Source organism: Achromobacter sp., from assembly GCF_036567245.1.
In the GTDB taxonomy this organism is placed as follows: Bacteria; Pseudomonadota; Gammaproteobacteria; order Burkholderiales; family Burkholderiaceae_B; genus Achromobacter.
Genome location: NZ_DATCUY010000602.1, coordinates 1 through 11,068, shown reverse-complemented (window position 1 = coordinate 11,068; position 11,068 = coordinate 1). Strand labels below are relative to the sequence as shown.

Below are 11,068 nucleotides of genomic sequence, written 5' to 3'. Positions count from 1 at the left end.
GGCGCGTACCCGCGCCGTGCGCTCGGCCAGCGCCAGCACCAGCAGGCCGGCCAAGCCCGCCAAGGCGGCATCGACATAGAACTCGAACGGCCCGTACAGATAGGGCGCTTCCGGAATCATCCAGCCGTAGGCATCGGTCTTCAGCACCGACGTCAGACCAGCGCCAAAGACTGCCGCGGCCGCAGACAACAACAGGAAATCACAGACACGCAGCAGCAGTTTCGGCATCACGGAACAGGAAGGCGCCGCATGCAGCGGCGGGGTGCGGGCGCAAGGATGCCACATGACTGCGGCCGCCGCATCCGCTGCGCCAGGACAATTGCGTGGGAACCGGCATCTCCCTCCGTTCTCTGAGAGAATGGCCGCCTGTCTCACAGGCCCCATCGCTCAGACCACAAGCAGCACCCATGACGTTTCCGCAATCCAGGCTGTACCCCTTGCTGTTGTCAGGCGCGCTCGCGTTGGCGCAGGCCGCCTTTTCCGCGCAAGCCGCCGGCAGCGCATTCCCCAGAAAATCCGCCACCCACAGCACCCCCTCAGCGCCGCCCGAAGGCATACCCCAGTACGGCAAAGGCGGCCATGGACGCTATCTGATCCTGAGGCTGGACAACAGCCGCGGCAACGCGATCGCCCCCAATACGCCCTACCGTCTGTTCCTGACCGAAAAGGGCCAGTCCATCGAGGGCACACCCAGCCAGGACGGCATCGTGCATGGCGTCACCGACGCGCTGGGCCGCAGCGCCTGGATCTGGACCCGCGAGAAGCACGGTGCCGCTGACTACACGCTGATCCGGCGCATCGGCGACGGCGCCTGGGGCACCGTCTTCCAGCTGCAAACCAGCGGGGATAAAGATCCGCTTGGGGGCTGGCCCTACCTCACCACCATGCAGGTGCGTTGGGGTGAACAGTGGGCGGACCTGGGCTACAGCACCGCCCAGGGCAATACCGCGTACTTCAGCCACGACCGCCCCGCCGCCACCTTGTCGATATCGGTCGACGCCAGCGTGGCGGATAACCGGCAGTGCTTTGACGCATTGGACGCCATCAACCGCAAATTCAGCCAGAACGACACCGAAGGCGCGCTGCAATTGGTGGATGCCACGGACTGCGGCGCGCAACCTGGGCAACAGCTGGACATGGCCAATCTGCTGCTGATGGCCGGCCACGCCGATCTGGCGCGGCAGTGGCTGGACCGCGCCCGCGCCACGTCCTTGTCCAGATCCTCCACGCCCGTGGACCACGATGAGCTTCACGAGCGCTACAAGCTTGAGCGATTGCTGGGCCTGCCCGAGCTGGCATTGGAGGACGCGCTGGAACTGCAACGCCGGCAAGCGGAGCAGCCCCAGGCGGACGAACCCGACTGGGGCAATAGCATCGCCTACTACCTGGCGGATTTTCCCGAGCATCTGGCCGAAGCCGAAGCTCAGGCGCGCAGATCGATCGAGACCGTCGGACCCGGGCCGTACAACCAGGGCACCCTGGGCTGGATCCTGACCCTGCGGGGCGACGTCGACGGCGGGCTGGCGCTCATGAAGCGGTCCTACCGCGAGATTCCGCGCAATGAGGAAATCGTGGCCGACTATGGCCTGGCGCTGTGGCGCCACGGCCAGCCCGAACTCGCCGCGCGCCTCTGGGACCAGGCCCAGGCGCAATGCGTCTGGGGCCAGCGCATGCACGACGCGCTGCGCGAGGCCGGCCAGCAGCACCCCTACTTCCAGCCGGCGAATTCCAGCGCGGTGCAGGCCTACCAGCAGCGTTGCTCAGCGCCGCAGATCAAGCGCAAGACCAGGCAGGGCGAGCGCCGCAGCGCTGCCGCTGAAGCGTAAAATAAGTCCAGTAGACAAGCCGCGCGTTACACGCCCGCAGCAGCGGGCTCGCGCAGGAGACCATCATGAAATCCGCTCTGATCCGCCTGCTTACCCTCATGGCCACGGCCCTGGCCCTGGCCGGCTGCGCGCCGGGAAATGGCGGCCCGCCTCATCCGGGCGCGGTCAATCCCTACAGTCAGGGCGGCTTCCACGACGCCGGCCCCAGCTACCCCGACACTGGGCGCTGAAAGCCGCCGGTTTCAGGCTTCCCGCAACGCCCCTGACTTCAGCAGGGGCGCCAGGATGCCGGCGGTGTAGATCCGCGCGAGGTTCACCAGAAAATCGGTGAAGTCAGCCTTCGCGGCATGATCGGCCTGATCGGAGATCACGCGCAGTACCGCGAACGGTACGCCGAATTCATAGCAGACCTGTGCCATCGCCCCGCCCTCCATTTCCAGGCAGAGCGCGTCGGGCAGGCGCTGGCGCAGCTGGTGCGCATAATCATTGCTATTGACGAAGACATCGCCGGTGGCGATGAGCCCATGGTGCACCTGCGGCGGCTGCGCGCGCGGCCCCGCTGGCAAGCCGGCATGGCCGCGCGCGAAGTGTCCTGCGCTTTCCAACAGCAGTATGCTCAGGACCGGATCCGCGTCGAAGCGCTCCCGTCCCAGCAAGGGAATCTCGTGCTGTCCGAACAAAGGACGCGCATCCATGTCGTGCTGCATCAGGGCACTGGCCACGATGACGTCGCCGACCGCCACGTCCGGATGCAGGCCGCCCGCCAGGCCGGTGAAGATCACGCGCGAAACCTTGAACTCCTGGATCACGATGGACGCGGTCGCAGCCGCGGCCACCTTGCCGATCCGGCTCAGCGCAATCACGCAAGGGGTGCCCCACAAGATGCCGACATGGAAGTCGCGCATGGCGATGCGGTGAATGGTGGCGCCCGGATCCATCGCGGCAAGCAGGTCGGCGATTTCTTCGTGCAAGGCGCCAAGTATGGCTAAACGTCCCATGTACCTATTCTCTGTTCATGCGCGGCCCACGGCCGCTCAGTCCGCAACATACCCCAAGCCTGGGGCTGCCGCCAACGCGCCACGGCTCGCCGAGCGCAGGGTGCGGATTGCGACTTTTGATGTAGTGCGGATTTCCTGCTGCATGCGCTTCCGAGCGCAACGCCAGCAAGGACGTTGGATGGCTGCCGATTAGCTAGTCAAAAGTACGGTGTACATCCGATCAGCAGGGAAACCACGCTCCCGGAGCGCCCCGCGCCGCGTGCTAGCTTACGTCGCGCAGGACGCGGGCCATGCAACAAAGCAGATTCATCGCAGGACTCAATCCGTGGAGAACCATCATGGTGAAGAATCTAGCCGTATTCTTCGACGGGACCTGGAACGAACCCAACGACCGCACCAACGTCTACGAACTCTATAAGGCGGCGCCCGAGACCTCCACGCAGGAAACGCTCTACGTCGAAGGCGTGGGCACGCAGGGCCAGGGCCTGTGGGCCGCCATCGACAAGTTCGCCGGCGGCGCCTTTGGCGCGGGATTGTCAGCCAACATCCGCGCGGGCTACCGCTGGCTTTGCCAGCGCCATGCAGCGCGAGACCGCATTTTCCTGTTCGGATTCAGCCGCGGCGCCTACTCCGCCCGCAGCCTGGCGGGCATGGTGCGCAAATGCGGCCTGCTGAACGATCCCTCCGACAACAACGTGGCCGAAGCCTATGCGCTCTATCGCGACGACTGCGTCCCCACTTCGCTGGAGGCCTCGTCGTTCCGCGTGAACTTCTCGCGCGAGACCGACGTGCATTTCGTCGGCGTCTGGGACACGGTCGGCAGCCTGGGCATACCGGTGGGCGGCATACCCTTCCCCGGCTTTTCGAAGTTCTACAACTTCCACGACACCGAACTGAGCAACCACGTCCATCACGCCTATCACGCCATCGCCACCAACGAATTCCGCGAACCGTACTCGCCAACCCTGTGGACGCGCCTGGCCAATTCCGAGCCGCGGCCACCCGACAGGCCGGTCGAACAACGCTGGTTCATCGGCGCCCATTCCGACGTCGGCGGCGGCTACCGGGACGGCAGCCTGCAAACGCTGCCGGCCTCATGGCTGCAGGAGAAGGCCCGCCAGGCCGGCCTGGAAGCCGGGCTGGCGCAACGCGTCGCCACCGACTATGAACAATGCGAGCCGCACGACTCCTACCGCGAATTCACCGACAAGGTACTGATCCATGTGAAGAAGCGCCCCAGGCTGTGGGACGGCGCGACCGTGCTCAACCTGACAGTGGACGAACGATTGCTGAAGCGGTTCGGCCGCAGCCTGGAGTTCCTGAAGGAGTATCCCGACTTCAAGAATGCGCTGGAACAGTTGCCCGTCGCGCCGCCGTGACCCTCCCCCCGCTCATGACGGCGCAGGCGATGAAAGCACGCGCAACAGAGTGACTCAATGCGCTTGAAAATGAGACTTTGCGACTTAATGCGATACAAACTTCGGTCCGTCGGACTGTGCCGGGAAAACCATGCTGTCCGTGGCCCATTTCAAGTAACCTCCGGCCACCAGTCATTGTTCCGAGCCGATGTTTACGCATGTTCCGCAATGTCTTTGCTCTCAAATCCCTTGAAAGGTATTTCCTGACGCTGGCTGCAGGCGTGGCGCTGCCGGTCTCCATGCTGACCGTGATCGTGGTGCAGCAGAACTGGCGTTCCCTGACCGCCACCGACGATGCCATGCGCGGCTTCATCGTGGTCCGCACGACCCTGATGACGATGGAGGCGGTATCCGCCGAACGCGGCCCCATGAACTCGGCGTTGGGTTCCGACCTGCCGGTCCCCGAACATATCCTGCACGCACTGGACCAAGCGCGCCAGCGCACCAACGCACAGATCGCCGACCTGCTTGCCCTGTACCGCGCGCCGCTCAATCCCAACGGCGCCCGCGAATTCACCAACATCCAGCGCATCCGCGAATCCCTGTTGAATGCCCGCGCGAGCGCCGACGCGGCGATCGCCGCGCCCCGCGCAAACGTCTCCGGTTTCAATCTGTGGACGGTGGTCGGAGACATGGTCGCGCTGGTGCCCGAACTGCGCGCCGCGATGTCCGACGGCATAGGCCTGGTTGCCAGAAACCAGGGCGAGGACTTCGACCTGCTGTCCTTGGCGCTGCTTGCCGGCGAACTGCGCGAGCAGGCAGGGCTGGTGGGATCCACGTTCGCGCCGGCCCTGAGCAAGCGCCGCACGCTCACCGCCAGCGACCAGCTGAGGATCGAGCGCGTGATCGGCCGCATCGACGAACTGCGCGCGCTGATCGAGGCCAACATCGCCAGCATGCCAGGGCACGCCTCATCGCTCGCCTACCGCGAACTGCAGCAGCAGTATTTCGGCGGGGGCATGAGCTACCTCGACAGCGTGCGCGCCATTGCCGAGCGGGCCCCGGAAGATTCGCTCGTGTCGATGTACGAACTGGGCGCGAACTATGTGCCGCAGATGAAGTCGATCGTCCGGTTCCGCGACCTCATGCTCAACGACGTCGAGCAGCGCATCGGCGAAAACCGCCAGGCCGCGATCCGCGTCCTGCTGACCACCCTGGCGGCCGCGGCGATGCTCACCGCCGCCCTGATCCTGGGACTGGCCATGTTCCGCAAGCGCGTCATCCGGCCGTTCGTCCGCGCCACCAACATCATCGGCGCCATCGCCAAAGGCGGCGAGGTGCCGGCCATTCCCGCGGGCCAGTACCGCGGCGAAGTAAACAGCATGTTCAAGGCCTTGAATGTGCTCAACGACAACGCCGCCGCCGTGCGCAAGCTCGAGCTGGAGCGCGACCGCCTGATTCAAGACCTGGCCATCATGGCCGAAACGGATTTCCTCACCGGCCTGCTGAATCGCCGCGCCTTCGAGAAACGCCTGGAAGCCGCCCTGGACGACATGCGCCACGATAACGGCGACGGCCTGGCCTTCATCCTGTTCGACATCGACCACTTCAAGTCCATCAACGACACGCATGGCCACCCCACGGGCGACGAAGCGCTCAAGACCGTGGCCGAACTGTGCCGCAAGACCTTCAGGCAATCCGACGTGGTCGCGCGCGTGGGCGGCGAAGAGTTCGCGGTATTGTGCCGCAGCCGCCGCCCCGAACCCGTCCGGGACATCGCCGAACGCATGCGCCTGAACATAGCGCATGCTCAGATCATCGCCGGCGACACAACCCGCTTCAGCATGACCGCCAGCTTCGGCGTTGCCCATGCCCGCAGCGGCGACGCGCGAGACCTGGAGAACCTGTCCCGCCGCGCCGACGAACTGCTGTACAAGGCCAAGCTGAACGGCCGCAACCGCGTGCTGCTGGAGAACGCAGCGTGATGACGCGCATGCCTCAGGCCGCCAGCGTTTCCCGCGCCCGCCCCCGGTAGCGCTCCCACAGCTCGGATTGCTGCGAGCGCACCCGTTCGACGTTTTGTTCCTTGACGTGGCCATAGCCGCGGATCGTGTCCGGCAGCGCCGCCAGCTCCAGCGCCGCGCCGCGATTGGCCGAGTCCAGCGTGCGTGAGAACTCCTGCGCCAGCGCCAGGTACTCGGTGGCCAGTTGGCGTTCCATGCGGCGTTCGGCGGTCTGGCCGAATACGTCCAGCCAGGTTCCGCGCAGCCGCTTCATCGGCGCAAGCGCGCGGAACGCCAGCGCCATCCACGGGCCATATGTGCGCTTCTGCAACCGCCCGCGCGCATCGCGGCGCGCGAGCGCCGGCGGCGCCAGGTGATAGCGCAGGCGGTAGTCGCGGCCCGGCTCGCCTTCGAATTGCTCGCGCAACCTGGCCTTGAAGGCCGGGTCCATGTATAGGCGCGCCACCTCGTATTCATCCTTGTAGGTCATGAGCTTGGCGAGATTGCGCGCGACCGACTGCGTCACCTCGAAGCGCTGCGGATCCGGCAGCAAAGCCTCGCGCGCGCGCACCGCCGCCACCGCGTCCAGGAAGCGCGCGGCGTAGGTCTCGTCCTGGTAGGCGCGCACGTGCTGGGCCAGCCGCTGGATCTGGCCGTCCAGGGACTCCGGCATTGCGACCACCTGCGCCCGAGGCGCCGGTTTGAGCGCATCGACGCCGCGATGCGCGGCCTGCCGGCCCAGTTCGAAGGCCGCCAGGTTCTTCTCGACCGAGACGCCGTTCAGTTCGATCGCACGCCGCAGGCTGTCCAGCGACAGCGGCAGCCCGCCCTGCTGCCAGGCATAGCCCAGCAGCAGAGGATTGGCGTAGATGGTGTCGCCAAGCAGGGTCTCGGCCAGCGGCCCGGCTTCGATGAAATCGCAGTTGCCGCCCGTGCTGCGCGCCAGCGCGGCCTCGGCCTGCGCGCCGGGAAAGCGCCAGCTGGGTTGCGACAGAAACGCCGCCGTGGGCGCGGCGCTGCTGTTCACCACCGCGCGGCCATGGTCCGGCCGCAGGCGCGACAGCACCTCTGGTGACGCCGACACCAGCGCGTCGCAGCCGATGACCAGATCGGCCTCGCCCAGCGCCACACGCGTGGCGTGCAGGTCAGCGGGACGGTTGGCCAGTTGCACGTGGCTGAGCACGGCGCCGCCCTTCTGCGCCAGCCCGGCCATGTCCAGCACCGTCACGCCCTTGCCCTCGATATGCGCGGCCGCGCCCAGCAGCGCGCCTATGGTCACGACGCCGGTACCGCCCACGCCCGCGATCACCACGCGATAGGCCCCAAGCGGGCGGATTTCCGCCAGGGCGGGCTGTGGCGGTTCGGGCAGCGTCGGGGACGTCTTTTCCCCGCCCGGCTTGCGCAGGGTCGCACCTTCCGCCGTGACGAAGCTGGGGCAGAACCCCTCCACGCAGGAGAAATCCTTATTGCAGGACGATTGGTTGATGCGGCGCTTGGTGCCCAGCGGCGTGTCCAGCGGCTCCACCGACAGGCAGTTGGATTGCACCGAACAGTCGCCGCAGCCTTCGCAGACCGCCTCGTTGATGAAGGCGCGGCGCGGCGGATCGGGATATTCGCCGCGCTTGCGGCGACGGCGCTTCTCGGTGGCGCAGGTCTGGTCGTAGATCAGCACCGTCGTGCCTTCGATGTCGCGCAGCGCGCGCTGCACCTCGTCGAGCGCCTTGCGGTGGTGCACCTCCACGGCCTGAGGCAGGGCGGCGGCGCCGGCGTACTTCTCCGGTTCGTCAGTCACCACCACGGTCTTGGTCACGCCTTCCGCCAGCATCTGGGCGGCGATCTGCGGCACGGTCAGCACGCCGTCCACGGGCTGCCCGCCGGTCATCGCGACCGCGTCGTTGTAGAGGATCTTGTAGGTGATGCTGGCGCGCGCGGCCACCGCGGCGCGTATGGCCAGCAGCCCTGAATGGAAATAAGTGCCGTCGCCCAGGTTGGCGAAAATGTGGCGCTCGGACGTGAAGTCCTTCTGGCCCAGCCAGGCCACGCCCTCGCCGCCCATCTGGCTGAAGGTGTCGGTCTTGCGATCCATCCACATCGCCATGTAGTGGCAGCCTATGCCGGCCACCGCACGCGAGCCTTCCGGTACGCGGGTGGACGTGTTGTGCGGACAGCCCGAACAGAACCAGGGCTTGCGCTCCTCCACCAGCGTGGGCCGGGCGGCTTCGCGCTCCTTGGCATCGATGACCGCCAGCCGTGCTGCGATGCGCGCCCTCAGCGCGTCCGACAGGTCGGCCTTCTCCAGGCGCGCGGCAATGGCTCGGGCGATCAGCGCCGGCGACAGTTCGTGGCGCGCCGGCAGCAGCCAGCCGCCGCGCGGCGTGGACCACTCGCCGCCGCCGTTGTCGCGCTCGTCGAACTTGCCATAGACGCGGGGCCGCACGTCGTCGCGCCAGTTGTAGAGTTCTTCCTTGAGCGCGTACTCCAGGATCTGGCGCTTTTCCTCCACCACCAGGATCTCTTTCAAGCCAGTGGCGAACTCGCGCGCGTCCTGCGCGTCCAGCGGCCAGATGCAGCCCACCTTCAGCACGCGGATACCCGCCTCGCTACAGGCGGCCTCGTCCAGGCCCAGGTCGTTAAGCGCCTGGCGCACGTCCAGATAAGCCTTGCCGGCGGTCATGATGCCGAAGTGCGCCTGCGGCGAATCCAGCACCACGCGGTTGAGCTTGTTGGCGCGCACATAGGCCAGCGCCGCATACCACTTGTGGTCCAGCAGCCGCGCCTCCTGCGCCAGCGGCGTGTCGGGCCAGCGGATGTTCAAGCCGCCTGCGGGCAGGGCGTCCTCCGGCAGCACGATCTGCACGCGGTCCGGATCCACTTCCACCGATGCGCTGGACTCCACCACGTCGGTCACGCATTTCATGGCCACCCACAACCCGGTGTAGCGGCTCATGGCCCAGCCGTGCAGGCCGTAGTCCAGGTACTCCTGCACATTGGACGGATACAGCACCGGTATGCCGCTGGCGATCAGCACGTGCTCGGACTGATGCGCTACTGACGAGGACTTGGCGGCATGGTCGTCGCCCGCCAGCATCAGCACGCCGCCGTGCGCCGAACTGCCGGCGGAGTTGGCGTGCTTGAGCACGTCCACGGACCGGTCCACGCCCGGCCCCTTGCCGTACCACATGCCAAAGACCCCATCGCGCGCCGCGCCCGGGAACAGGTTCAACTGCTGCGAGCCCCACACTGCCGTGGCAGCCAGGTCCTCGTTCACGCCGGGCTGGAACACCACGTCGCTGGATTGCAGATGCCGCTTGGCCTTCCATAGCGCCTGGTCCAGGCCGCCCAGCGGCGAGCCGCGGTAGCCCGAGATGTAGCCGCCCGTGTTCAGGCCGGCCTGCAGGTCGCGCTGCTTCTGCAACAACGGCAGCCGCACCAGGGCCTGGGTGCCGCTCAGGTAGATGCGCCCTTGGGTGCGGGTGTACTTGTCGTCCAGCGTCAGGCCATGGGTATCGGCCGCGCCTGCGGGTTGTGGGGCGTTCACGCTTGTCTCCTGCGTTGCGGTTTTTGGTGTTTTGCCGCAGTGTAGGAAGCAGGCTGGTTATCGTATATTCATATATTCAGGTATCAGGTATTGGATTAACTCATGGCTAATGACGTCACCCTGCGCCAGCTGCGGTACTTTGCCGCAGCCGCCCGGACCGGCCGGTTTTCCATGGCCGCCGCCGACGAGCATGTCTCGCAGTCCGCGGTCACCAACGCCGTCCTGGCGCTGGAGGCGCAGTTGGGCGTGCGGCTGTTCGACCGCCATCCCCACGGCGTCACCCTGACGCCGGAAGGGCACAACTTCCATCAGCGCGCGCGCGAAGTGCTCGACTCCCTGGACGACGCCCTGCGCGAGCCCGGCTTCCAGCGCTACGCATTGCGCGGCGCGGTGCGGATCGCGGCGTCCTACACGGTGCTGGGCTACTTCCTGCCCGACCTGCTGGCGCGCTTCCGGCGGCGCTACCCCGACGTGGAGCTGGACCTGGTCGACCTGGACCGGCCCGAGATCGAAGCCGCCGTAGCCAGCGGCGAGGTCGAGCTGGGCGTGGCGCTGCTGTCCAACGTCGAGAAGCGCGAGCGCTTCGGACACCAAGTGCTGGTGCGCTCGCGGCGGCAGCTATGGACCGCGTCCGGCCACCCGCTCACGCAGGCCTCGGCGCCGTCGCTGGCCGACATTGCCGGCTATCCCTACATCCTGCTGGAGATGGACGAAGGCGAACGCTCCGCGCTGGCCTATTGGCGCGCCCACGGCCTGCAGCCCGACATTGCGTTCCGCACCCGCTCGATGGAGGCGCTACGCGGGCTGGTCGCGCACGGCTTTGGCGTCACCATGCTGTCGGACATGGTCTACCGCCCCTGGTCGCTGGAAGGCCGCAAGATCGAGGCCGTGCCCATCACTGACGCCGTCCCGCCCATGGAGGCCGGGCTTCTATGGCATCCGCAAGCGCGGCTGGCCAAGCCCGCCGAGGCGTTCCGCCAGTTCATGATCTACGCCTGCGGCGTCTGAGGCCCCGCTACACCAGGATCGCGCCCTTGCGGCGCGTGAACTGCACCAATGAACGCAAGGCCAGCGCGTGCATGGCCGCCACCGACGGCAGCAGCGTCTCTTCCTTGCGGGTCAGCACGCCGACGATGCGCTCCACCGTGGGTTCGGCCAGCGGCACGAAGGCCAGGCCGGTCGCGGCGGCCGGCCGCGCCAGCACCGGCAGCACGGTCACGCCCAGGCCGCTGACCACGCTGGCCAGCAGCGATGCCCGGTTCGACACCACCATGAAGGGATCCTCGATGGCGCCGCCCAACTGCTGGTTCCTCAGCGTGTCGAAGGTGGCGTTGCCTATCAGGCG

8 protein-coding genes and 1 pseudogene are annotated in these 11,068 nt (G+C 66.9%); 5 read left to right on the top strand and 4 right to left on the bottom strand.

The annotated features are described in order from the left end of the window. Window positions 1-228: pseudogene (locus VIR09_RS25505) on the bottom strand (hypothetical protein); the annotation flags it as partial. Window positions 229-407: 179 nt separating this feature from the next. On the opposite strand from VIR09_RS25505, the gene VIR09_RS25500 reads away from it, so the two are divergent. Then, window positions 408-1,826, top strand: a complete 1,419-nt coding sequence (locus VIR09_RS25500) for a hypothetical protein (RefSeq protein WP_332015386.1) — start codon at window positions 408-410, stop codon at window positions 1,824-1,826. A gap of 65 nt (window positions 1,827-1,891) precedes the next feature. Then, a complete protein-coding gene (locus tag VIR09_RS25495) occupies window positions 1,892-2,056 on the top strand; it encodes a hypothetical protein (RefSeq protein WP_332015385.1) in 165 nt (54 codons plus the stop codon). A 12-nt stretch (window positions 2,057-2,068) separates the two neighbouring features. Here the strand turns inward: VIR09_RS25495 and VIR09_RS25490 are convergent, their stop codons facing one another. Further along, on the bottom strand, window positions 2,069-2,824 hold the full coding sequence (locus tag VIR09_RS25490) for a 5'-methylthioadenosine/adenosylhomocysteine nucleosidase (protein WP_332015384.1): 756 nt from the start codon (window positions 2,822-2,824) through the stop codon (window positions 2,069-2,071). Window positions 2,825-3,162: 338 nt separating this feature from the next. Between VIR09_RS25490 and VIR09_RS25485 the strand changes: the two genes are divergently transcribed. Together VIR09_RS25485 and VIR09_RS25480 are read left to right on the top strand one after the other, a co-directional pair. Further along, window positions 3,163-4,203: a DUF2235 domain-containing protein gene (locus VIR09_RS25485; protein ID WP_332015383.1), complete on the top strand. Its 1,041-nt coding sequence runs from the start codon at window positions 3,163-3,165 to the stop codon at window positions 4,201-4,203. Window positions 4,204-4,400: 197 nt separating this feature from the next. Further along, window positions 4,401-6,167, top strand: a complete 1,767-nt coding sequence (locus VIR09_RS25480; protein WP_332015382.1) for a GGDEF domain-containing protein — start codon at window positions 4,401-4,403, stop codon at window positions 6,165-6,167. A gap of 13 nt (window positions 6,168-6,180) precedes the next feature. On the opposite strand, the gene VIR09_RS25475 is transcribed toward VIR09_RS25480, so the two are convergent. After that, window positions 6,181-9,723 (bottom strand): indolepyruvate ferredoxin oxidoreductase family protein, encoded by a 3,543-nt coding sequence (locus VIR09_RS25475; RefSeq protein WP_332015381.1) that lies wholly within the window; start codon window positions 9,721-9,723, stop codon window positions 6,181-6,183. Between the two features lie 102 nt (window positions 9,724-9,825). On the opposite strand from VIR09_RS25475, the gene VIR09_RS25470 reads away from it, so the two are divergent. Then, on the top strand, window positions 9,826-10,731 hold the full coding sequence (locus VIR09_RS25470; RefSeq protein WP_332015380.1) for a LysR substrate-binding domain-containing protein: 906 nt from the start codon (window positions 9,826-9,828) through the stop codon (window positions 10,729-10,731). Window positions 10,732-10,738: 7 nt separating this feature from the next. Here VIR09_RS25470 and VIR09_RS25465 read toward each other — a convergent pair. Continuing rightward, window positions 10,739-11,068, bottom strand: a 330-nt coding sequence (locus VIR09_RS25465) for a LysR substrate-binding domain-containing protein (protein WP_332015379.1), incomplete at its 5' end; no start/stop codon positions are given.

What these genes read in the sequence shown, in the direction of transcription:
- VIR09_RS25500 (WP_332015386.1), top strand. Translation starts at nt 408, where the DNA reads ATGACGTTTCCGCAATCCAGGCTGTACCCCTTGCTGTTGTCAGGCGCG.
- VIR09_RS25495 (WP_332015385.1), top strand. Translation starts at nt 1,892, where the DNA reads ATGAAATCCGCTCTGATCCGCCTGCTTACCCTCATGGCCACGGCCCTG.
- VIR09_RS25490 (WP_332015384.1), bottom strand. Translation starts at nt 2,824, where the DNA reads ATGGGACGTTTAGCCATACTTGGCGCCTTGCACGAAGAAATCGCCGAC.
- VIR09_RS25485 (WP_332015383.1), top strand. Translation starts at nt 3,163, where the DNA reads ATGGTGAAGAATCTAGCCGTATTCTTCGACGGGACCTGGAACGAACCC.
- VIR09_RS25480 (WP_332015382.1), top strand. Translation starts at nt 4,401, where the DNA reads ATGTTCCGCAATGTCTTTGCTCTCAAATCCCTTGAAAGGTATTTCCTG.
- VIR09_RS25470 (WP_332015380.1), top strand. Translation starts at nt 9,826, where the DNA reads ATGGCTAATGACGTCACCCTGCGCCAGCTGCGGTACTTTGCCGCAGCC.